Raw genomic sequence first — 22,198 nt, forward strand, 5'->3', positions numbered from 1 at the left:
CCCGGGCGGGACGCCCCGGACCCGGCACCGACGGGTCAGCTCGCGCCGAGGTCCTGCAACGCCTTGGCCGCGCCGCGGTGCAGCGGCACGGGGTCGGTCTTGCGGGCGGTGTCGAGGCTGATGCCCTTGGCCGCCGGGTTGGCCTGGGCCAGCGCGTCCTTCCTGTCGAACACCGTCCGGGTGATCGCGCAGGCCACGTTCGCGTTGAGGTCCTTGCGGACCAGCAGCACGTTCGGCACCACGATGGTCGGGGTGTCCGCCGACGTCTTGTAGACGTCCGCCTTGATGGTCCCCGCCTGGTACGCCGGGTTGAGCTCGGCCATCTTGGGCAGCAGCGGGCTGATGTCGAGGAACTTCACCTTGTCGCCGGCCGTGGTGAACAGGTCGGTCACGCCGCCCGTGGGCACCCCGCCCGACCAGAAGAAGCCGTCGATGCTGCCGTCCTTGACGCCCTCGACGGTCTTGGTCAGGTCGAGCCGCTGCGCCTGGATGTCCTTGGCCGGGTCGAGGCCGGCGGCCCCCAGCAGACGGTTGGCGATGACCTCGGTGCCGGACTTGGGGGAGCCCGTCGAGATCTTCTTGCCCTTCATGTCGGCGACCGAGTTGATCCCCGCGTCGGCCCGGACGACGACCTGCGTGTAGTTGTCGTAGATCCGGGCGAGCGCCTCGACCGGCTGCGGGGCGGTGAAGCTGCCCTTGCCCTGCACCGCGTTGACCGCCGTGTCGAACAGCGAGAAGGCCACGTCGTACTGGCCGCCGACGAGCTGCTCGACGTTCTGCACCGACGCGCCGGTCTCGGCGGCGGTGCCGCTCAGCTTGCCGTCGGTCGCCCCGGAGAGCTGGCCGGCGAGGGCGTTGCCGACCACGTAGTAGACGCCGGTGGCGTTGCCGGTGGCGATGCCGACGCGGGTGCTCTCGGTGACCTTGCAGGTGATCTCGCTGGCGGCGTCGTCCTTGGTGGCGCCGTCCTGACGCCCCCCGCAACCGGCGGCGCCCGCCGCGACGAGCGCCAGCGTGCCCACCCCCGCGGCGATCCGCACGTTGATCCGTCTCACTGTTTCTCCTCCCCATGGGTGACCGTTGCACCTGCTGACGGCACGCCGGTCGGGCCGGCGGTGCCGCGTCTGACGAGCACACCCGCCACCATGACGGCAGCCAGGGCGGCGCCGACGGCGACGGGTACGGGTTCGAGCCAGAGCAGCGTCAGCCCGGCGAGCGCGCCGAGGATCCGCTCCGGCGTGCCGGCCGGGCCGACGCCGGGCAGCCAGCCGCCCGCCGCCACCGCCAGCACGGCGACGCTGAGGGCGGCCACCGCCCCCGCCACGGCGATCCGCTGCGCGCCCCCGATGCCGAGCAGCCCGAGGCCCGTCGGCGTGACCACGAAGGCGAGCGGGATGAGGTAGGCCGGCAGGGCGTACCGCAGGGTCTGCCACATGGTCGGCACCAGCCGGCCGCCGGTCACGGCGGCGGCGGCCACGGCGGCGAGCGCGGTCGGCGGGGAGGCCTCGGACAGGACCGCGAAGTAGAAGACGAACATCGCCGCGGCCGGCGCGGTGACGCCCAGGTCCAGCAGGGCCGGACCGATGATCACCCAGCCGATCACGAAGGACGCGGTGACCGGCACGGCCAGCCCGAGCAGGGTGAGGGCGACGGCGGCGAGCAGCGCGGTGAGCGCCAGCACCACGGCCGGATCCGAGCTGACGGCCTTGGCCCCGCTGACCAGCAGCGCCGCGGCCTGCGGACCGAGGCCGGTCTTGGTGGTGGTGGCGGTGATGATGCCCGCCGCGGCGCAGACCGCGCTGACCGCGAGCACCCCGCGCACGCCGGCGCTCAGCGCGGCCAGCAGCCGGGCCGGGGTGAGTCGGTGCCGCCGGTCCAGGAAGGACAGCACCGCGGCCAGGACGGTGGCCACCACGACGGCCCGGGTCGCGGAGAAGCCGACGGCCAGCAGCACGACGATCGCGAGCAGCGACAGGAAGTGGTAGCCGAACCGGCCCAGCAGCCGCCACGGGGAGGCGGTGTCGAGCACCACCGGGCGCACCCCCGAGCGCCGGGCGTCGATCTCGACCGCGAGCAGGATGCCGAGGTAGTACAGCACCGTCGGGACGGCGGCCCAGCCGAGCACCTGGAGGTACGACACGCCCAGGTACTCGGCGATGATGAAGGCCGCCGCGCCGAGGGTGGGCGGGGACAGGATGGCCCCGACGCCGGCCGCGGCGAGCATGCCGCCCGCGCGCTCCGGCGGGTAGCCGGCCCGGCGCAGGACGGGCCAGGTGACCGCGCCGATGCTGACCGTCGTCGCCGCGCCCGAGCCGGAGACGGTGCCGAGCAGGAAGCCCGAGGCGACGGCCGTGCGGCCGGCCGCCGTCCGGGAGCGCCGGAAGGCGGCGGCGGACAGCTCCACGAAGAACCGCCCGGCTCCGGAGAGGTCCAGCACCGCGCCGTAGATGGTGAACAGCACGATGTACGTCGCCGCGACGTCGAGCGGGGTGCCGTAGAAGCCGCTGTCGGAGTTGTAGAAGGCGTCGACGAGCTGCCCGAAGTCGAGGCCGGCGTGGGCCACCGGCCAGGACTGGGGCAGCAGCCCGCCGTAGTAGCCGTAGCCGAGGAAGACCAGGCAGACGGCCGGCAGGATCCACCCGGTGGTGCGCCGGCACGCCTCCAGCAGCAGGAGCAGCAACACGGTGCCCATGGCCACGTCGACCCCGACCAGCAGGCCCTGCCGGTCGAGGAAGGCGTCGTACCCGCCGCCGCCGTCGCCGAGGGGGACCGGCAGCACCGGGTAGAGGCAGCTCACCAGCGCCGCGGCGGCCAGCACCCAGTCGACCACGGTCGGGCCCCCGCCCTCGTCGCGGTCGCCGGTGTCGGGCCGGCTGTCCCCGTCCGCTCGTCGGGCCCCGCGCCGCAGCCGCTCGGGCAGCCGCAGGTCCGCCGGGTACGCCAGGAAGACGACCGGCAGGACGCCGGCCAGGAAGATGACGAGGTAGAACTTGCTGCCCTGCGAAAGCGGGCTGAACACCTGCCAGAGAGCGAGCAGCGCGATCGCGAGCGTGGTGCCGGTGATCAGGACGGCGACCGGCCCGGAGAGGACCCGTACCGGCTTCTCGTCCTCGAACTGGGCGGCGAGGTCGCGCGGATCGGCGCCGGCGGGATCCGTCTTGTCGGGCGGTTCCGGCGGCAGCGGCATCGGGGCCTCGTCCACGGTGGATCCCGGGCCCACGGAAGGTGGCTGTGGGGCGGGATCGCCGGAAGAACGTACTGGTGACACGAGGGGGCACGATACGCGAATTGCATACCTTAGGGAATATTGCCGACCATGATTGCAGTCGGTAATGGTGGCGAGTGGACAATTACGCAGAGACACTGCGGTTGTGGTCGCCTTTTGATCGGAATGTGAACCGAAACTGGCGACAATGCGGAATGTCCGGCGGCGATTGAATCCATCTTGTCCACTATGGTCCCGACAACGCCCTCCAGTTCCTCCGCCCCGTCCACCGGCCGACGCGGGCACGCCCGCCCCGGCGGCACCGCTGCGGAGAGTAGTGTCGTCGCTCTCCGTGCGCCCGGTCGGCCGATCCGGCCGCCGAGGGGTCCCCTACCTGGCCACCGCCCCTGTCGGGGCCGCCGCCCCCTGTCGGGCCGAGCGGCGGCGGGGACGCGCCCCCGTCGGCCCGCGGCGCGTCCCGGTGGCGGGGTCGCGCGTCCCGCCCCGACAAACCGGTGGGACGTGTCGGACCGGGCGGTTAGGGTCGGGCGGTGACCACGCCTCAGCCACTCATCCGGGCGCGGGGGCTGGTGAAGCGGTTCGGCGACTTCACCGCCGTCGACGGCATCGACGTCGAGGTGCGCGCCGGTGAGGCCTTCGGCTTCCTGGGGCCCAACGGCGCCGGCAAGTCCTCCACCATGCGGATGGTCGGGTGCATCTCCCCGCCCAGCGGCGGCGAGCTGCGCATCCTCGACATGGATCCCGTCCGCGACGGGCCGGCCATCCGGGCCCGGCTCGGCGTCTGCCCCCAGCTCGACAACCTCGACCCGGAGCTGACGGTCCGGGAAAACCTCACGACCTACGCGCGCTACTTCGGCATCCCCCGCCGGGTGGCCCGGGCGCGCTCCGCCGAGCTGCTCGACTTCGTCCAGCTCACCGAGCGGGCCGACAGCAAGGTCGAGCCGCTCTCCGGGGGCATGAAGCGGCGGTTGACCATCGCCCGCGCGCTGGTCAACGAGCCCGAGATCGTGCTGCTGGACGAGCCGACGACCGGCCTCGACCCGCAGGCCCGGCACCTGGTGTGGGAGCGGCTGTTCCGGCTCAAGCAGCAGGGCGTCACGCTGGTGCTCACCACGCACTACATGGACGAGGCGGAGCAGCTCTGCGACCGCCTGGTCGTGATGGACGGCGGCCGGATCGTCGCCGAGGGCTCGCCCCGCGCGCTGATCGAGCGGCACTCCACCCGGGAGGTGGTGGAGCTGCGATTCGCCGCCGAGTCGCAGGAGGCGTTCGCCGGCAAGCTCGACGGCCTGGGGGAGCGGGTCGAGGTGCTGCCCGACCGGATCCTGCTCTACGTCCCCGACGGCGACGCGGCCGTGGCCGAGGTCAGCGCGCTGGGCCTGCACCCCGCCAACGTGCTGGTCCGGCGCAGCAGTCTGGAAGACGTCTTCCTCCACCTCACCGGCCGCACCCTGGTCGACTGAGTCGCGCACGTCCACCGGCTGCGCGGGGGCGTCAGCGTCCTGCGACTCGTTCCGTAGCATCGGCGGGCCGGCGGCGCGCTGCCCGCCGGGAGACGAGCACGGGGGTCACATGTCGAGGTTGGAGTTCCAGTCCCGCCACCAGGCCGGGCTGGGCGCGCTCTACCTGGGGGTCTTCGCCACCATCTGGTTCAGCGTGCCGGCCACCGACCAACCGCTGCGGACCCTGCTCGTCGTCGCCAGCGGCGCGGCGCTGCTCACCGCGGTGGCCGGAGCGGTCGTGGTGGCCCGGAGCCGGAGGGCGGTCGTCGCCGCCCGGGACCGCGCCGCCGACCGCCGTTACCTGCTGATCGTCGTCGCCGAGTTCGCCGCCGCCGGGCTGGGTGCTGCCGTGCTCGGTCTCGCCGGCTGGTCGGAGTTCATCCCGGTGCTGGTCTGCGCCGTGGTGGGGCTGCACTTCTTCCCCCTCGTGCCGGTGCTGCGCGACCCGCTGCTGCGGCCCCTCGGCGTCGCCATGTGCGCCGTCGCGCTGGCCGGGCTGGTCACCGCGCTCACCTCGGGGGTGGCGGCGGGCCTGGTCGTCGGCACCGGCGCCGGGCTGCTGCTGCTCGGCTCCGCGGTGCTGTCGCTGCTGCGGGCGGTCCGCGGCTGAGCGGCCCGCGCCCGGCCCTGCGGTGCCACCCGAGCTGAGCCGATCGGCCGTGCTGGTCATCGCGCCCTCGCCCAGCTCAGGAAGCGGTCGGCCAGCCCCGTCCGGCACGACCTGCCCGTTCAGGTCGGCCAGGTCGCCCGTGGCCTCGTACATCAGGGTGCCGAGGTAGATCAGCAGGCCCGTCCGGTTCTCGCGGTACTCGCCGAGCAGCGCCAGCCGGGCCGGGGAGCAGGGCCACGCGGCGCCGCACACCCGGCAGCGCCAGGACGGGCGCGCCGCGACGTGCGGGCGGTAGCGCGGCATCAGCGCGGGCCCTCCCCGGCCCGGCGCGGCGACGGTAGCCAGTGGCCGCCGTTCGCCCGCCACTCCTGCGCCCGGGTCAGCTGCCCCGGGCGTCCCGGGCCATCGGTCGGGAAGACCTCCGTCGGCGCGGTCGCCCACGCCGGTCGCGTGTTGGGCGTACGCCGGGGGAGCATGGCGGGTGGCGTCGAGCGCCGGCAGCGCCAGAACCTGAGTCGCATGCGGTGAGCCTCCGTCGAAGGTGGGAAGGGGGCGCCCCGGACCTCGTTGTCTCCGGGCGCCCCCGGCCTGGTTCCGCCCGCCGTCCGATCCCGTGAGCGGTTCCGCTGCGTGACAGTCTGGTGATGACCCGACTACGGTGGGAGATCCCGCGCGCCGACGACCAGGGCGTACGGCGGCCGTTCCCTGGCGGTACGAGGATGTACGGAGGCTGTCCGTGGAACGCTCGTCCATGCTGGACCACTTCGCGGAGGAGTTGCGGCTCGCCCGCGCCACCGGTGGCATGTCCCAGACCGCGCTGGCCGAGGCGCTGAGCTATTCGGGCGCCCTGGTCGCCAAGGTGGAGACGTGCGAGCGCCGGCCGAGCCTCGACTTCGCCCGCCGCTGCGACACCGCGTTCGGGGCGGACGGGCGCTTCGAGCGCATCCAGCGACGGATCAGCCGGGAGACCGTGGTGCCCTGGTTCCGCGACTGGCCCGGCATCGAGGACGAGGCGACAGCGCTGCGTTCGTTCGAGCCGCTCTATGTGCCCGGCCTGTTGCAGACCGAGGCATACGCCCGCGCCATCCACGCCGGCGGCGGGCTGTTCGCTCCAGACGAGATCGAGCAGCAGGTGGCGACCCGGTTGGACCGCCAGGCGCTGCTGACCCGCGACCGCCCCCCGCTGCTCAGCGTGGTCATCGACGAGTACGTGCTGCGCCGCCGCATCGGCGGGCCGGAGGTGATGCGCGAGCAGTTGCTTCATCTGGTGAAGCTGGGCTCTACGCTGCCTCGGGTCCGAATCCAGGTCGTGCCGCTCTCCGCCGGAGCTTACGCTGGGCTCGGCGGCCCCTTCGTGATCGCCACCTTGCCGGGTGGGGAGAACGTCGTCTACGTGGAGGGGCAACTCCACGGGCAGGTGATTGACCGTCCCGAGTACGTGCGGCAGGTGGTCGAGGTCTGGGAGTCGATCCGTGGTGAGGCACTATCTCAGCAGCAGTCCCTCGATCTGATAGCGGAAGTGGCGGAGACATGGACCTGATCGGCGCCCGGTGGCGCAAGAGCATCCGCAGCAACGGCCAGGGCGGCAACTGCGTGGAGGTGGCCGACAACCTGCCCGGCGTGGTGGCCGTACGCGATTCCAAGGACCCGAGCGGTCCGGTGTTGGCCTTCGACCCCGCCGCCTGGCGGACGTTCGTCTCAGGCGTCGCCCGGCGGTAGCTCGCCCACCACGGCCACCTGCCGGGTCCCCGCGCGGCCAGCCTGGACGGCGTGTTCCCGCACGCCGCCGCTCTTACCCCGCACTACGGGCGCCGGTTCGGGCGGCCGGCGGCGGAGCGATCGCCGGTCAGCCGGCGATGAGCAGCCCGACGCCGGCCAGCAGGGTCGCGGTGAGCACGGCGGCGAGAGTGGCGGCGCGACGGCGGGCGTGCGTGCCGCCGATCAGCTTCAGGGCGAGGGCGAGCGGGCCGATGGGCTGCATGGCGCGAGGTCCTTTCGGGCTGGTGGCGGCGATCCGGACGGCAGCGCCGAGGGTGCCCGCAGCGAGCCGGAGGGGGGACATGCCGAGTTCGGCGGCGCCGTGCACGTCGGCCTGCCACTGTTCGAGATGACGGGCGCGGGAAGGGCCGGGGAGCAGCGCCGCGGCGCAGCGCACGAGGACGAGCGCGGCCCGGACGGGCGTCATCGTGCCTCCCGTAGTCGGGCCGGGCGGTGGTGCGCCGCCCGGGTGTCGGCCCGGGCGCAGACCCGCCGGGCGGCCACCGCTCCGTCGGCGGTGAGCTGGTACATCCGCCGTCGTGGGCCGCGGCGGTCGGTCTCGTCCTCCCAGTGCGAGGTCACCCAGCCGTTGCGCTCCAACCGTTCCAACAGCGGGTAGACGCTGCCGGACGGGCGCCCGGTGACCTTGATGATCTCCAGCCCCCAGCGTGGCCGGTCGCTGTCGACCAGCACCCGCAGGACGTCGACCGTCGCCGCACCGATGCGTCCGAGTGGCTCCACGAGGTTAGGCTACCTATGTAGATTAAGCCTGTCCAGGGAACGGAGGGACCCCGCTCGGAGCGGAAACTGCCACGACAGGTGCGTACGCCGGTCGTAGGGTGGCTGCGGCCTGTCGTACCCCCGGGGTAGGAAGGCCGTGGTGAACGGGGGTGGTCGCGTGAGCGTGGCGCAACAGGCGCGGGAGCGGGCGCGGCCGTCGCTGCCACGCGTGCCGGCGCTGGCGGTGCTGGCGCACTACCTGGTCGGCTACCGGCGCACCTGGCGGGCCGGCGTCTTCTCGTCGTTCCTGCTGCCGGTGCTGACCGTGCTGGGGTTCGGGGTCGGCGTCGGGGCCTACATCGACCAGGGCGTCGGCGGGGTGCGTTACCTCGAGTGGATCGTGCCCGGCCTGATCGCGTCGACCGCCCTCCAGACGGCGATCGGCGAGTCGACCTGGCCGGTGTTCAGCAACTTCCAGTGGATCAAGACCTACTTCGCGCAGAGCGCCGCGCCGCTGCGGGTGGGCGACATCCTCAGCGGGCACCTGGCGTTCGTGCTGTTCCGGGTGCTCACCACCAGCGCGGCGTTCCTGCTGGTGATGACGCTGTTCGGGGCGCTGCGCTCGCCGTGGGCGGTGGCCACGCTGCCGGTGGTGGCGCTGCTCGGCCTCGCCGTCGCCGCCCCGACCTTCGCGTACGCGTCGGTGGTGTCCACCGACAGTTGGCTGGCGATGCTGCTCCGCTTCGCGGTGATCCCGATGACGCTGTTCGCCGGCGTGTTCTTCCCCGTCGAGTCGCTGCCCACGGCGCTGCGCTGGCTGGCGTACGCGACTCCGCTGTGGCACGGCGTCGACCTGTGCCGGGCGGCGACGCTCGGCGTCGCTCCGCAGTGGTCGGTCGCCGGCCACCTGCTCTACCTCGCGGCCTGGGCGGTCGCCGGCTGGATGCTGGCCCGCCGCGCGTTCCGCCGCCGGCTCGTCGTCTAGGAGGGGTGCTGTGGTCAGTCTCGTCCTGCCCCGGCTGGTCGACGTCGCCGCGGCGACCCGCCGGTCGACGTCGGTGGCCGAGCGCAACGTCGCGGCCCTGAAGTCCGTCTACTGGCTGCTGCTCGTCTCCGGCTTCGTGGAGCCGCTGCTCTACCTGCTCTCCATCGGCGTCGGGGTGGGCGCGCTGGTCGGCGACCTCACGCTGCCCGGCGGCCAGGTCGTCACGTACGCGGCGTTCGTCGCGCCGGCCATGCTCGCCTCGTCGGCGATGACCGGAGCGCTGTCGGAGACGACGTTCAACTTCTTCGGCAAGATGAAGTACATGAAGCTGTACGACGGGGTGATCGCCACCCCGGTGCAGCCGTTCGAGATCGCCCTCGGGGAGTTGGGCTGGGCGATGCTGCGGGGCGGGTCCTACTCGGCCGCGTTCCTCGTGGTGATGGTGGGGATGGACCTGACCACCGTGGCCCGGGCCCTGGTCGCCTTCCCGGCGGCGGTGCTGGTCGGCTTCGCCTTCGGCGCGCTCGGCATGACGATCTCCACCTTCATGCGCAGTTGGCAGGACTTCGACCTGATGGGCTCGGCCCAGTTCACCCTCTTCCTCTTCTCCGGCACGTTCGTCCCCGCCGAGGCGTACCCGTCCCTGCTGCGCTGGGTGGTCGAGGTGACCCCGCTCTACCGCGCGGTGCACCTGATCCGTGGCGTCTCCGTGGGCACGGCCGGCTGGGCGTGGGTGCTCGACGTGCTCTACCTGCTCGCGGTGCTGGTTGTCGGCCTGCTGGTCGCTTCGCGCCGGATGGGCAGGTTGCTCTACCGCTAGGTGGTTAGTCGTCGCCGCTGCCGGGGCATGCCGGGGGGACATGAGCCGACCAGAGGGAGGGGCGATGGCCTCCGACGAGTCTTCCGCCCGCGGCGGGCGCGACCGCGACGATTCCGGCGCCGTGGCCGCCAGCAGGGCGGGCGGTGACCGACGGACGGGCCGCGCCGACCACAGCCCGGATCCGGCGCGGCGGCACCGCCCCGGGCGCGGCCCGGTCGGGCCCGACGAGGGCCCCGAGAGCCCGACGGCGCTGCCGGGCACCGGGTGGAAGGCGACTCTGCGGCGCACGCTCCGGGAGTTCCAGGACGACAGCCTCACCGACTGGGCGGCGGCCCTGACCTACTACGGGGTGCTCTCGATCTTCCCCGGCCTGCTGGTGCTGGTCTCGATCCTGGGCCTGCTCGGTCCGCGCGCGACGCAGGGCGTCAAGGACACCGTCAACCAGGCCGTTCCGCAGGAGAACATCCGGCAGATCGTCGAGGGAGCGATCAACCAGGCGCAGCAGAGCGGGGGCTTCGCCGGGCTCGCCGCGATCCTCGGTCTGCTGGCCGCCTTCTGGTCGGCCTCCGGCTACATCGCCGCCTTCATGCGCGCCTCCAACACGATCTACGACGTGCCGGAGGGGCGGCCGATCTGGAAGACGCTGCCGATCCGCGTCGGGGTGACCGCGGTGATCGGCGTGATGCTGCTGGCCAGCGCGGTGATCGTGGTCTTCACGGGCGGCCTCGCCGCGCAGGTCGGCGAGGCGATCGGGCTGGGCTCCACCGCGGTGACCGTGTGGAACATCGTGAAGTGGCCCGTGCTGCTGCTCCTGGTGAGCCTGATGTTCGCGATCCTCTACTGGGCCTCCCCGAACGCGAGGCACGGCGGGTTCCGCTGGGTGAGCCCGGGCGGCGTGCTGGCTGTGGTGATCTGGCTGGTGGTCTCCGGGCTGTTCGCCCTCTACGTCAGCAACTTCGGCTCGTACAACAAGACGTACGGGGCGCTCGCGGGTGTGATCATCTTCCTGATCTGGCTGTGGCTGAGCAACATCGCGATCCTCCTCGGCGCGGAGTTCGACGCCGAGCTGGAGCGCAGCCGCGCCATCGAGGCCGGCCACTCGCCCGACGAGGAGCCCTACGTCGAGCTGCGCGACGACCGCAAACTCAGGAAGAAGCGCAACCCCGCCAACCCCCACTGACCCCGACCCCCGGCACCGCCGCGCTCCGTCGCCCACCCGGGCGGCGGGGCGCCTCGCTGCGCCCGCGCACCGATACTTTTGCTCGATCTGACAAAAGTTGGGGTCGGATCTGCTGAAGGTATGGACAGCTGGCGCAGAAGACTCCTACTGTGTCGGACACAACACATCGGTGGTACGTCGATGTGAACGAGGCGCGGGAAGAGGTGAGTCCGGTGCGGACGGTCGACCCCCTGCACGTCCGGCTGCTGCGGTTGCTCCGCGACGAGGGGGCGGTGTCCCGGGCCGAGCTGGGCGACCGGTTGCAGATGCCCCGCCCCCGGCTGCTGGCCGAGCTGGAACGGCTCGTCGGGCTCGGCTACGTCGCCGAGGCGGGGCTCGCCGCCTCCCGGGGCGGCCGGCGCTCCACCCTCGTCGAGCTGAGCCCCCACCTGCGGTTCGCCGCTGTGGACCTCGGCGCCAGCTCCATCGACGTCGAGGTGGTCAACGGCCGCCTGGAGCCGGTCGCCGCGTACGCCGAGCCGGCCGACATCCGCACCGGACCGAAGGTGACCCTCCAGCGGGTCAACGAGCTGCTGCACAAGGCCAAGGTCGACGGCGCCTACGAGCGGCTCGACGCCGTCGGCATCGGCGTGCCCGGCCCGGTCAGCTTCCGCGACGGCGTGCCGGTCTCCCCGCCGATCATGCCGGGGTGGGACCGGTTCCCGGTGCGCGAGCTGCTCACCCGCGAGCACGGCTGCCCGGCGGTGGTCGACAACGACGTCAACATCATGGCGATCGGGGAGCGGCACGGCGGGGTCGCCCACTCCGTGGACGACTTCCTCTTCGTGAAGATCGGCACCGGCATAGGGTGCGGGATCTACCTCAGCGGCGAGGTCTACCGGGGCACCGACGGCTGCGCCGGCGACATCGGCCACATCCAGGTCGACGCGCACGGCCCGATGTGCTCCTGCGGCAACCTCGGCTGCCTGGAGGCCCTGTTCAGCGGCGCCGCGCTGGCCAAGGACGCGACCGCTGCGGCGCGCGCCGGCGCCTCGCCCGCGTTGGCCGAGCGGCTCGCCGCGCGGGGCGCGGTGACGGCCCGGGACGTCGCGGAGGGCGCCGGCGAGGGCGACGTTACCTGCATCCAGCTCATCCGCGACGGGGGTCGGCGGGTCGGTGGGGTCCTGGCCGGGCTGGTCAGCTTCACCAACCCGTCGATGATCGTGATCGGCGGCGGGCTCGCCCAGCTCGGGCACATCCTGCTGGCCGAGATCCGCAGCGTGGTCTACCGCCGGTCGCTGCCACTGGCCACCGGCAATCTCCCGGTCGTCCTGTCCGAGCTGGGGCCCCGCGCCGGCGTGGCCGGCGCCGCCGTCCTGGCCAGCGACGTGGCCTTCGCGGAGGCGTCATGAACGAGCGCGAGGAGGAGAACGTGCCCGAGAAGACAGCCGCCGCCACGCCGGCCGATGTCGTCCCCGCCGACGCTCCGCTGGTCGAGGCGCCCGCCGACGCCGTCGCGGGCGAGGTGGTCCTGCGCCTCACCGACGTGGTCAAGACCTTCCCGGGCGTACGCGCGCTGGACGGGGTGCAGCTGGAGGTGCGCGCCGGCGAGGTGCACTGCCTGCTCGGGCAGAACGGCGCCGGCAAGTCCACCCTGATCAAGGTGCTGGCCGGGGTGCACCGCCCCGACTCGGGGCAGGTCGAGTGGCGCGGCCAGCCGGTCGGCTTCGCCAACCCGCAGGCCGCCATGCGCGCCGGCATCGCCACGATCTACCAGGAACTCGACCTGGTCGAGGACCTCTCGGTCGCGGAGAACGCGTTCCTCGGCCACGAGCCGCGCCGGTTCGGTTTCGTCCAGCGCGGCCACATGGCCCGCCGGACGCGGCAGATCCTCGGTCGGCTGGGTCACGCCGAGATCCCGCCGAACCGGATGGTCCGCTCGCTGCCGGCGGCCGCCAAGCAGGTGGTCAGCATGGCCCGGGCGCTGTCGCACGAGGCCCGGCTGATCGTCATGGACGAGCCGAGCGCGGTGCTGGCGCACGACGAGGTCGGCAACCTGTTCCGAATCATCCGGGAGCTGACCGCCCAGGGCATCGCGGTCATCTACATCTCCCACCGGCTCGAGGAGATCCGCGAGATCGGCGACCGGGTCACCGTCCTCAAGGACGGGCGGACCACGGCGGCGAACCTGTCGGCCCGCGAGACCCCGACCCGCGACCTGGTCTCCCGGATGACCGGCCGCACCATCGAGTACGTCTTCCCGGACCGCCCGGCGGACCCGGCCGGCGGGGCGGACCTGCTCACGGTCGAGGGACTGACCCGGGCCGGCGAGTTCGCCGACGTCTCGCTCGGCGTCCGGGCCGGCGAGATCGTCGGCATCGCCGGGCTGGTCGGCTCCGGCCGGTCGGAACTGCTGGAGACGATCTACGGCGCGCGCCGTCCCGACGCGGGCACGGTGCGGATGGCCGGCCGGCCGCTGCGCCCGGGCAGCGTCGGCGCGGCGGTGCGGGCCGGCATGGGGATGGCTCCCGAGGAGCGCAAGAGCCAGGCGCTGCTGCTGGGCGAGCCCGTCTACCGCAACGTCACCCTGGCCACCTTCGCCCGCTACGCCCGCGCCGGCTTCACCGACGCCGGGCGGGAGCGGGCCGAGGCGAACCGGATCGCCGAGAGCCTGGAGTTGCGCCCCCGCGACGTACGCCGGCCGGTGCGCACCCTCTCCGGCGGCAACCAGCAGAAGGTGGTGGTCGGGCGCTGGCTGCTCGGCGACACCCGGCTGCTGCTGCTCGACGAGCCCACCCGGGGCGTCGACGTCGGCGCCCGGGCCGAGCTCTACCAGGTCGTCCGGGGGCTGGCCGCCCGCGGCGTCGGGGTGCTGCTGGTCTCCAGCGAGGTCCCCGAGGTGCTCGGCCTGGCCGACCGGGTGCTGGTGATGCGGGAGGGGCGGGTCGTCCGCGAGGCCCCGGCCGGCGAACTCGACGAGAACACCGTGCTCGACCTCGTCATGGCGGGGTCCCTGATGGAAGGCGCTCCGGCTTGACATCCTCCGCCGCCCTGATGAGCGGGGATTCCCTGGGTCACCCGAGGGGGCTCCTGCTTCGTTGGGCTGTGCCGTTCCCGCTCACGCGGGTCAGGTCTTACCAGCCCTCCACAGGCGTTTTACCTCTCCGCCAGCCCGGCGGCGAGAATGGTCCTGGCGGCGTTGGCGTCCCGGTCATGCGTCGCATCGCAGCCGGGGCACGTCCAGACGCGGACGCCGAGGGCGAGCGTGGTGTTGACGCGCCCACACGCCGAGCATGTCTTGCTCGACGGCAACCAACGGTCCACGGCGATGACCGTCCGCCCGTACCACGCGGCCTTGTACTCCAGCATGTTCCGCAGGTCCGACCAGGCCGCGTCGGAGATGGCGCGGGCCAGCCGGTGGTTGCGCAGCATGTTACGTACGCTGAGATCCTCAATCACGACCGTTTGGTTCTCGCGGACGAGCCGAGTGCTCAACTTGTGCAGTTGGTCGCGTCGCCGGTCAGCGATGCGGGCATGAATGCGGGCAACCTTCACCCGGGCTTTGGCCCGATTGTTGGAGCCCCTCTCCTTGCGGGACAGCTCCCGCTGCGCCTTGGCCAGCTTCCGCCGATCGGCGCGTTCGTGGCGCGGGTTGGTGACCTTCTCCCCCGTGGAGAGGGTGACCAGGCTGGTGATGCCGGCGTCCACGCCGACCACGCCGTGCGTGGGCGGCAGCGGCGCGACGGTCGGGTCTTCCACCAGCAGGGACACGAACCAGCGGCCGGCCGCGTCTCGGGACACGGTCACCGTGGACGGCTGCGCGCCTTCGGGCAGAGGCCGGGACCACACGATAGCCAGCGGCGCGTCCATCTTCGCCAGGGTGAGCTGTCCGTCCCGCCAGCGAAAGGCCGAGCGGGTGTATTCCGCCGAGGCGCGCGATTTGCGCTTGGACTTGAATCGGGGATAGCGGGTGCGCTTGTCCCAGAAAGCCGCGAACGCGCCTTGCAGATGCCGCAGCGTCTGCTGCAACGGCACCGACGACACCTCGTTGAGAAAGGCCAGGTCGTCCGTGCGTTTCCACTCGGTCAACCACGCCGAGGACTGCACGTAGCTGGTGCGCCGCCCGTCGACGGCCCACGCCCGGGTGCGCGCTTCCAGCGCACGGTTGTAGACCAGACGCACGCATCCGAACGTCCGGTTCAACTGTTCGGCCTGCTCAAAGGAGGGATGGAAACGGTACTTGTACGCCCGCTTCACCACCTCACCCACGCCTCACAACATACCGGCCTGACATGTAAGACACACGCCGAAGGGAGGGAGCGGCGCGTTCTACCCGGGCTGAACCCCGTGGTGTCCACGCCGCTACAACGATGACCGAGGGTCCTACCTCCACCGACGCGCCGGAGCGGGCGGCGCAGTTGCCGGCGCAGTCCCCGCCGGTGGACCCGGCGGTGGCCGCGGCCGCCGTCGACAAGGTCTCCACCGCCGGGCGCCTCTCCTGGTGGCGGGGCGACGGCGGCGAGGGCGCCCGGCGCAACCTCGCCCTGCTCGGCGTGCTGGCGGTGCTCGTCGTCATCGGCGCCCTCACCCGATCCGACCTGTACTCGAATCCGGACTGGGTGTGGGACAACATCCTCAGCATCCTCAAGCTCGCCGCCGTGGTCGGCGTGGTCACCGTCGGGATGACCTTCGTGATCATCGGCGGCGGCATCGACCTCTCCGTCGGCGCGATCGTCGCCCTGGCCGGGGTCTGGTGCACGACGGTGGCGACCCAGAGCTACGGCGCCGGCGGCATGATCTTCAGCGCGCTCACCGTCGGGCTCGCGGTCGGCCTGATCAACGGCCTGCTGATCTCGTACGGCCGGCTGGTGCCGTTCATCGCGACCCTGGCGATGCTGGTGGCGGCCCGGGGGCTGGCCGCCGAGATCTCCGACAAGCAGACGCAGGTCTCGGACAACGGCTTCATCAACGGCCTCGCCAGCAACGACCTGCTCGGCATCCCGCTGCTGGTCTACATCCTCGCCGCCGTGGTGGCCGCCGGCTGGGTGCTGCTCAACCGCACCACCTTCGGCCGGCGTACGGTCGCCGTCGGCGGCAACCCGGAGGCGGCCCGGCTCGCCGGCATCAACGTCAAGCGGCACACCCTGCTGCTCTACGCGCTCTCCGGCCTCTGCTGCGGCATCGCCGCCATCATGCTCACCGCCCAGGCCAACTCGGCCCAGGCGGCGATGGCGAACCTCTACGAGCTGGACGCGATCGCCGCCGCGATCATCGGCGGCACGCTGCTCAGCGGCGGGCGGGGCACCATCATCGGCTCCCTGCTCGGGGTGGTCATCTTCGCCACCATCACCAACCTCTTCGCCATCAACGGTCTCTCCACCGAGGCCCAGAACATGGTCAAGGGCGGCATCATCGTCGCCGCCGTCCTGGTCCAGCAGGTCCAGTTCCGCAGCCTCACCCAGTTCCTCGGCCGCAACCGGCTCACCACCACCTGACCCGTACCCGCACCACCGGCAACCGCACCCGATCCGCGCAGCGTCCGGGCCACCCGAGCGACGGTGGCCGGACCCCGCACACCCTCGTCCCGTCCAGATCCGCGAGTTTCCTCCACCACCGCGAACCCAGGAGGTCGTCATGACCCAGCACAGTCGCGACGTGTCGCGCCGCCGGCTGCTCTTCGGCGGGGCCGCCGTCGGCGCCGGCGTGCTGCTCGCCGGCTGCACCAGCAACGAGGCCCAGCCCACCGAGGCGCAGACCAAGGCGGCGGGCGCCCCCGGCGGCAACAGCGAGCCCGGCAAGCGGGTGACGATCGGCTTCTCCGCGCCGGCCGCAGACCACGGTTGGATCGCCGCCATCACCAACAACGCCAAGGCGCAGGCCGGCACGTACTCCGACGTGGAGTTCAAGACGGTCGAGGCCGGCGCCGACGCCGCGGCCCAGCGGGCGGCGCTGTCGACGCTGGTCTCGCAGAAGCCCGACGTGATCGTGCTGCTGCCGCACGACGGCAAGGAGCTCAACGCCTTCGGCCTGGAGGCGATGAAGGCCGGCATCCCGGTGGTCAACCTGGACCGCGCCTTCCCCGACGCGCGCGCCTACCGACTCCAGATCAAGGGCGACAACTACGGCATGGGCGTGGCCGCCGCCACCTACATGGTCGAGCAGTTCAAGGCCAAGGGCATCAGCAACCCGGTCATCGGCGAGATCGCCGGCATGGACGAGCTGGAGCTGACGCAGGAGCGGTCGAAGGGCTTCGTCGACACCCTGACGGCGAACGGCCTGAAGATCGCCAACCGGCGCGCGGCCCGCTTCACGGCCGACTCCGGGCAGCAGGAGGCGGCGCAGCTGCTCCAGGCCCTGCCGAAGATGGACGCCCTCTGGAACCACGACGACGACCAGGGTATCGGCGTGCTGGCCGCGATCAACCAGGCCAACCGCAAGGAGTTCTTCATGGTCGGCGGCGCCGGCTCGAAGAAGGCGATGGAGGACATCCAGGCCGACAACACGGTGCTCAAGGCGACGGTGACCTACAGCCCGTCGATGGCCTCCTCGGCGATCTCCCTGGCCCGGCTGATCGCCCAGGGCAAGGGCATGTCCGACCTGGTGGAACTCCAGGTGCCCAAGGAGATCATCCTCGCCTCCGAGACGATCACCAAGGAGAACGCGGGCAACTACCTGAAGCTCGGGTTCTGACACACGGGGGGAGACCCACCTTGTCCACGACAGACAGGCAACTGCGGGTCGGCATGGTCGGCTACGCGTTCATGGGCGCCGCGCACTCGCAGGCGTGGCGCACCGTGAACCGGGTGTACGACCTGCCGACACGGGCCCGGATGGCGCTCATCTGCGGCCGGGACGCCGGAAAGGTGGCCGACGCCGCCGACCGGCTCGGCTGGGAGGCGTACACGACCGACTGGCGCGACCTCGTCGCCCGGGACGACATCGACGTGGTCGACGTCTGCACACCCGGGGACAGCCACGCCGAGATCGCCCTCGCCGCGCTGGCCGCCGGCAAGCACGTGCTGTGCGAGAAGCCGCTGGCGAACACGGTCGCCGAGGCCCGGGCGATGGCCGCCGCGGCGGCCACGGCGCGGGCGTCCGGCGTGCGGTCGATGTGCGGGTTCAACTACCGCCGGGTGCCCGCGGTCACGATGATGCGCCAGCTCGTCGCCGACGGTCGGCTCGGGGTGATCCGGCACGTCCGGGCGACGTACCTGCAGGACTGGATCGTGGACCCGCAGTTCCCCCTGGTCTGGCGGTTGCAGCGGGACCGGGCGGGCTCCGGCGCGCTCGGCGACATCGGCGCGCACATCATCGACCTGACCCAGTACGTCATCGGGCAGCGGATCAGCGGGGTCAGCGCCGTGACGGAGACCTTCGTCAAGGAGCGCCCGCTGCCGGGCGGGTCGAGCGGGCTGGCGGCCACGGTGGACGGTGGCGCCGTCGACGGCAACGCCGCAGACGGGCACCGCCCGGCCACCGGCACGGTCACCGTCGACGACGCGGCGGTCTTCGTGGCCCGGCTCGACGGCGGCGCGCTGGCCACGTACGAGGCGAGCCGGTTCGCCACCGGCCGCAAGAACGCGCTCCGGGTGGAGATCAACGGCTCCCTCGGGACCGTGGCCTTCGACCTGGAACGCCTCAACGAGCTGGAGTTCTTCGACGCGACGCGACCGGCCGCCGAGCAGGGCTTCAGCCGCATCCTGGTGACCGAGGGGGAGCACCCGTACATGTCGGCGTGGTGGCCGCCCGGCCACATCATCGGCTACGAGCACTCCTTCACGCACCAGATGCGGGACTTCGTCGAGGCGGTCGCCACCGGCGCCGACCCGACTCCCTCCTTCGCCGACGGGCTCCAGGTCCAGCTCGTGCTGGACGCGGTCGCCCGGTCGGCGGAGCTGGGCTCCTCGTGGACGGAGGTGGAGCCCGCGCTGGCCTCGGTGGCCGTCTGAGCCACCTCCGGCGCCGACCGGCGAGGGACCGGCCGCGGTTGCGCCCCGCGGCCGGGACGAGGTCGGCACCGGAGGACGTGCAGCCGGGCCGCCACGGCCCGGTGGCGCACGAGCAGGACGGTCGTCCGGTGCGGCCGGACCGGGATTCCCCAGTCGCACCGGAGGACCGCCACCACCCCGGCGATCCCGCCGGGCCGCGTCACCCCACGACGTCCGGTCGGGGCGCGCCGTCGTCCCGGCCGGCGGATGCGGGGGAGGCAGGGGCGAGACGCCGACCGACCCTGCCTGCCAGCCCCGTCCGTCCGCGCCCGCACCGGGAGCCGGGCCGGCGTCGTCGCCGCCGACGTCGACACCGGGCCGGTCGGCTCCCCCGGTGCGGCCGGCGGACGGGGCCCATCCGCACAGATCCATATCTTTCCGCACAAACTTCTGATATCCATGTAAGTCAATGCACGGCTGGTTCCTCCTGACGGGAAGGAGCACCATGCGAACGGGTGTCTGGCTGGTGGGGGCGCGCGGCTCGGTCGCGACCACCAGCATCGTCGGGGCGCTCGCCCTGCGAGCCGGGCTCACCGGCCCGACCGGCTGCGTCACCGAGCTGCCCGACGTGCGTGGGCCCGCCCTGCCGGCCTTCACCGACCTGGTGCTCGGTGGACACGACGTCGCCACCGTCCCGCTGGCCAAACGCGCCGAGGCCCTCGCCGCCGCCGGCGTGCTGCCCGGCCGGCTGGTCGCCGCCCTCCCCGACGAACTGGCCGCCGTCGAGCGCGAGCTGCGCGCGGCCCCCACCGCCGGCACCCAGGCGGACCGGGCCGCCGCGGCCGTACGCGACCTCACCGACTTCCGGCGCCGGCACGAGCTGGACCGGGTGGTCGTGGTCAACGTCTCGGCCACCGAACCGGTCGCCCGACCGCACCCGGCGCACGCCGACCCGGACACGCTGCGGGCCGCGCTCGCCGGTCCCGAGGAGGTGCTGCCGCCCAGTTCGCTCTACGCGTACGCGGCGGTGCTCGCGGGCTGTTCGTACGTCGACTTCACGCCGTCCACCGGGCTGCGGCTGCCGGCCCTGGCCACGCTGGCCGCGCAACGCGGGATCCCGTACGCCGGGCACGACGGCAAGACGGGGGAGACCCTGGTCAAGTCGGTGCTCGCGCCGATGTTCGCGATGCGGCACCTGGCGGTGCGCTCCTGGTCCGGGGTGAACCTGCTCGGCGGCGGCGACGGCGCCACCCTCGCCGACCCGGCCGCCAACGCCGCCAAGGTGGAGAGCAAGCAACGGGTGCTCGGCGAGACGCTCGGTTACCTCCCGCAGGGCGGCACCAGGATCGAGTACGTCGAGGAGCTGGGCGACTTCAAGACCGCGTGGGACCTGGTCACCTTCGCCGGCTTCCTCGGCACCGGGATGCGGATGGAGTTCACCTGGCACGGCTGCGACTCCGCGCTGGCCGCGCCCCTGGTGCTCGACCTGGCCCGGCTCGTCGCCGCCGCGCACGCCGCCGGCCACACCGGCCCCCTGCACGACCTGGCCTTCTTCTTCAAGGACCCGCTCGGCGCGTCCACCCACTCGCTGGCCGACCAGTGGACCCGTCTGTGCGGCTTCACCCGCCGGCTGCACGCGGGAGGTGCCGATGCCCCGCGCGGCTGACCTCGTCGAGCTGGTCCGGGCCCCGGCCGCGCTCTCGGTGCCCGGCGACGTCGTCGCCGGCGCGGCGGCGGCCGGTGCGCTCGACCGGCGTACGCCCGCCCTGGCCGCCGCGTCCGTGCTGCTCTACTGGGCGGGAATGGCCGCCAACGACTGGGCCGACCGGCGGCTGGACGCCGTCGAACGCCCCGAGCGGCCCATCCCCAGCGGCCGGGTTGCCCCCGGGACCGCGCTCGGCCTCGCCGCCGGGCTCACCGCCGCCGGGGTCGCGCTGGCCGCGACCGCCGGAGGCCGGCGCGCCGCGAGTGTCGCCGTCCCGCTCGCCGCCGCCATCTGGGGGTACGACCTGGCGGCGAAGGACACCCCCGCCGGACCGGCCGTGATGGCCGCGTGCCGGGGGCTGGACGTGCTGCTCGGCGCCACGGGTGGACGGGTGCTGCGGGCGGTGCCGGCGGCGGTCACCGTGGCCGCCCACACGTGGACGGTCACGGCACTCTCCCGCCGGGAGGTCACCGGCGCCGACGCGGCGCTGCCGCTGCGTACCCTCGCCGGCACCGCCCTGGTCGCCGCCGGCGCCGCCACCGTCCCGGCGGGTCGTGCCCGCTCCGCCGGTCGCGCGACGCCCCGCCGGCGGCGTGGCCCGGCCGGCGTCGAGGTGCTGCCGGCCCTGCTGGCCGGCGCGTACGCGGCCCGCTACGGCGCGGCCCAGGCCCGGGTGGTGGCCGAGCCCTCCGCCGCCCGGGTGCGCGCGGCGGTGGGGGCCGGGATCACCGGGCTGCCCGCGTTGCAGGGCGCCCTGGCCGCGCGCGCCGGGGCCGGGCTGCTCGGGCTGGCGGTGGCGGCGGCCGCGCCCCTGGGCCGCCGGCTGGCCCGGAAGGTCTCCCCGACATGACCGCCCCGCGTCCCCGGCACGCGGCCCCGGAGCCCCCGAGCGCCGGGGTGGCTGGCTGCGACGACGGCGGGCTGCGGTTCGGCTACGGGACCAACGGGTTCGCCAACCACCGGCTGGCCGACGCGCTGGCGGTCATCGCCGACCTGGGCTACCAGGGCGTCGCGCTCACCCTGGACCACGACCACCTCGACCCGTTCGGGCCCGCGCTGGCGCGGCGGGTGGCCGCCGTCGCCCGCCGGCTGGCGGCGCTCGGCCTCGCCGTGGTCGTCGAGACCGGCGCGCGGTACCTGCTCGACCCGTGGCACAAGCACGCCCCGACGCTGCTGCACGACGACCCGACGCGGCGCGTCGAGTTCCTGCGCCGGGCCGTGCGGATCGGCGCCGACCTGGGCGCGGAGGCCGTCTCCTTCTGGGCCGGCGTACGCCCCGACGCCGTCCCGCCGCCGACGGCCTGGGACCGGCTGGTCGCCGGCTGCGCGACGGTGGTCGACGCCGCCGACGTGGCCGGGGTGACCCTCGGCTTCGAACCGGAGCCGGGAATGCTGGTCGAGGACATCGCCGGCTGGCGCCGGCTGCGCGGCGCGCTCGGCGACCCGGCCCACTTCGGCATCACCCTCGACATCGGACACTGCCGCTGCCTGGAGCCGCAGCCGATCCCCGCGTGCGTGCACGAGGTGGCCGAGCGCCTGGTCAACGTGCAGATCGACGACATGCGCCGGGGCGTGCACGAGCACCTGGAGTTCGGTGCCGGCGAGATCGACTTCCCGCCGGTGCTGCGGGCCCTGGCCGACGCCGGCTACCGGGGGCTGGTCGCCGTGGAACTGCCCCGGCACTCGCACGCCGCCCCGGCCGTCGCCGCCCGCTCGCTCGACTTCCTGCGCACCGCCACGAAGGAAGCCGCGCGACGGGATCGGTGACGGGGGCCATGCGCGGGG

21 protein-coding genes are annotated in these 22,198 nt (G+C 73.3%); 15 read left to right on the top strand and 6 right to left on the bottom strand.

The annotated features are described in order from the left end of the window. Positions 1–35: 35 nt before the first annotated feature. Together ACGF5C_RS10130 and ACGF5C_RS10135 are read right to left on the bottom strand one after the other, a co-directional pair. Positions 36–1,055, bottom strand: coding sequence for a TAXI family TRAP transporter solute-binding subunit (locus tag ACGF5C_RS10130; protein WP_393299215.1), 1,020 nt, complete (start codon positions 1,053–1,055; stop codon positions 36–38). Then, complete coding sequence (locus ACGF5C_RS10135; RefSeq protein WP_393299817.1) at positions 1,052–3,187, bottom strand: TRAP transporter permease; 2,136 nt, start codon at positions 3,185–3,187, stop codon at positions 1,052–1,054. The genes ACGF5C_RS10130 and ACGF5C_RS10135 overlap by 4 nt, the downstream gene beginning before the upstream one ends. 569 nt (positions 3,188–3,756) lie before the next feature. Between ACGF5C_RS10135 and ACGF5C_RS10140 the strand changes: the two genes are divergently transcribed. Next, a complete protein-coding gene (locus ACGF5C_RS10140) occupies positions 3,757–4,689 on the top strand; it encodes an ABC transporter ATP-binding protein (protein WP_393299218.1) in 933 nt (310 codons plus the stop codon). 109 nt (positions 4,690–4,798) lie between these two features. Then, the gene (locus tag ACGF5C_RS10145) at positions 4,799–5,338 is read left to right on the top strand and encodes a hypothetical protein (protein WP_393299220.1); all 540 of its coding nucleotides are present in this window, start codon (positions 4,799–4,801) and stop codon (positions 5,336–5,338) included. A 302-nt stretch (positions 5,339–5,640) separates the two neighbouring features. Here the strand turns inward: ACGF5C_RS10145 and ACGF5C_RS10150 are convergent, their stop codons facing one another. After that, positions 5,641–5,859, bottom strand: coding sequence for a hypothetical protein (locus tag ACGF5C_RS10150; RefSeq protein WP_393299223.1), 219 nt, complete (start codon positions 5,857–5,859; stop codon positions 5,641–5,643). A 215-nt stretch (positions 5,860–6,074) separates the two neighbouring features. Here ACGF5C_RS10150 and ACGF5C_RS10155 point away from each other — a divergent pair, with 215 nt between their 5' ends. Both ACGF5C_RS10155 and ACGF5C_RS10160 read left to right on the top strand, forming a co-directional pair. Beyond that, positions 6,075–6,878, top strand: a complete 804-nt coding sequence (locus tag ACGF5C_RS10155; protein WP_393299226.1) for a Scr1 family TA system antitoxin-like transcriptional regulator — start codon at positions 6,075–6,077, stop codon at positions 6,876–6,878. Next, positions 6,869–7,057 (top strand): DUF397 domain-containing protein, encoded by a 189-nt coding sequence (locus tag ACGF5C_RS10160; RefSeq protein WP_393299228.1) that lies wholly within the window; start codon positions 6,869–6,871, stop codon positions 7,055–7,057. The genes ACGF5C_RS10155 and ACGF5C_RS10160 overlap by 10 nt, the downstream gene beginning before the upstream one ends. A gap of 127 nt (positions 7,058–7,184) precedes the next feature. Here the strand turns inward: ACGF5C_RS10160 and ACGF5C_RS10165 are convergent, their stop codons facing one another. Next, positions 7,185–7,523 (bottom strand): hypothetical protein, encoded by a 339-nt coding sequence (locus tag ACGF5C_RS10165; RefSeq protein ID WP_393299231.1) that lies wholly within the window; start codon positions 7,521–7,523, stop codon positions 7,185–7,187. Next, complete coding sequence (locus tag ACGF5C_RS10170; RefSeq protein ID WP_357701826.1) at positions 7,520–7,837, bottom strand: PadR family transcriptional regulator; 318 nt, start codon at positions 7,835–7,837, stop codon at positions 7,520–7,522. Before ACGF5C_RS10170 ends, ACGF5C_RS10165 begins: the two co-directional genes overlap by 4 nt. Positions 7,838–8,000: 163 nt before the next feature. Between ACGF5C_RS10170 and ACGF5C_RS10175 the strand changes: the two genes are divergently transcribed. The 5 genes from ACGF5C_RS10175 (at position 8,001) to ACGF5C_RS10195 (ending at position 13,817) form a co-directional block, all read left to right on the top strand. Then, positions 8,001–8,801 carry an ABC transporter permease gene (locus ACGF5C_RS10175; RefSeq protein ID WP_393299820.1) on the top strand — a complete coding sequence of 267 codons (801 nt, stop codon included), beginning with the start codon at positions 8,001–8,003 and terminating at the stop codon, positions 8,799–8,801. A gap of 10 nt (positions 8,802–8,811) precedes the next feature. Then, positions 8,812–9,621, top strand: coding sequence for an ABC transporter permease (locus tag ACGF5C_RS10180; protein WP_357701823.1), 810 nt, complete (start codon positions 8,812–8,814; stop codon positions 9,619–9,621). 64 nt (positions 9,622–9,685) lie between these two features. After that, on the top strand, positions 9,686–10,801 hold the full coding sequence (locus tag ACGF5C_RS10185) for a YihY/virulence factor BrkB family protein (RefSeq protein WP_393299236.1): 1,116 nt from the start codon (positions 9,686–9,688) through the stop codon (positions 10,799–10,801). A 212-nt stretch (positions 10,802–11,013) separates the two neighbouring features. Continuing rightward, positions 11,014–12,192: an ROK family protein gene (locus ACGF5C_RS10190; RefSeq protein WP_393299239.1), complete on the top strand. Its 1,179-nt coding sequence runs from the start codon at positions 11,014–11,016 to the stop codon at positions 12,190–12,192. Beyond that, positions 12,189–13,817, top strand: a complete 1,629-nt coding sequence (locus ACGF5C_RS10195) for a sugar ABC transporter ATP-binding protein (protein ID WP_393299242.1) — start codon at positions 12,189–12,191, stop codon at positions 13,815–13,817. The genes ACGF5C_RS10190 and ACGF5C_RS10195 overlap by 4 nt, the downstream gene beginning before the upstream one ends. 119 nt (positions 13,818–13,936) lie before the next feature. On the opposite strand, the gene ACGF5C_RS10200 is transcribed toward ACGF5C_RS10195, so the two are convergent. Continuing rightward, on the bottom strand, positions 13,937–15,049 hold the full coding sequence (locus ACGF5C_RS10200) for an RNA-guided endonuclease InsQ/TnpB family protein (RefSeq protein WP_393299245.1): 1,113 nt from the start codon (positions 15,047–15,049) through the stop codon (positions 13,937–13,939). A 101-nt stretch (positions 15,050–15,150) separates the two neighbouring features. Between ACGF5C_RS10200 and ACGF5C_RS10205 the strand changes: the two genes are divergently transcribed. The 6 genes from ACGF5C_RS10205 (at position 15,151) to ACGF5C_RS10230 (ending at position 22,180) form a co-directional block, all read left to right on the top strand. After that, positions 15,151–16,275 (top strand): ABC transporter permease, encoded by a 1,125-nt coding sequence (locus ACGF5C_RS10205; RefSeq protein WP_393299248.1) that lies wholly within the window; start codon positions 15,151–15,153, stop codon positions 16,273–16,275. A 139-nt stretch (positions 16,276–16,414) separates the two neighbouring features. Continuing rightward, on the top strand, positions 16,415–17,470 hold the full coding sequence (locus ACGF5C_RS10210) for a substrate-binding domain-containing protein (RefSeq protein WP_393299251.1): 1,056 nt from the start codon (positions 16,415–16,417) through the stop codon (positions 17,468–17,470). A gap of 53 nt (positions 17,471–17,523) precedes the next feature. Further along, positions 17,524–18,729, top strand: coding sequence for a Gfo/Idh/MocA family protein (locus ACGF5C_RS10215; protein WP_393299823.1), 1,206 nt, complete (start codon positions 17,524–17,526; stop codon positions 18,727–18,729). A 484-nt stretch (positions 18,730–19,213) separates the two neighbouring features. Beyond that, a complete protein-coding gene (locus tag ACGF5C_RS10220; RefSeq protein ID WP_393299254.1) occupies positions 19,214–20,374 on the top strand; it encodes an inositol-3-phosphate synthase in 1,161 nt (386 codons plus the stop codon). Next, positions 20,358–21,263 (top strand): SCO3242 family prenyltransferase, encoded by a 906-nt coding sequence (locus tag ACGF5C_RS10225; RefSeq protein ID WP_393299257.1) that lies wholly within the window; start codon positions 20,358–20,360, stop codon positions 21,261–21,263. Before ACGF5C_RS10220 ends, ACGF5C_RS10225 begins: the two co-directional genes overlap by 17 nt. Continuing rightward, entirely contained in the window at positions 21,260–22,180 is a 921-nt protein-coding gene (locus ACGF5C_RS10230) for a sugar phosphate isomerase/epimerase family protein (protein WP_393299260.1), read from the top strand. Before ACGF5C_RS10225 ends, ACGF5C_RS10230 begins: the two co-directional genes overlap by 4 nt. Positions 22,181–22,198 lie beyond the last annotated feature (18 nt).

It is taken from the genome of Micromonospora sp. NPDC047620 (genome assembly GCF_043205005.1).
In the GTDB taxonomy this organism is placed as follows: domain Bacteria; phylum Actinomycetota; class Actinomycetes; order Mycobacteriales; family Micromonosporaceae; genus Micromonospora.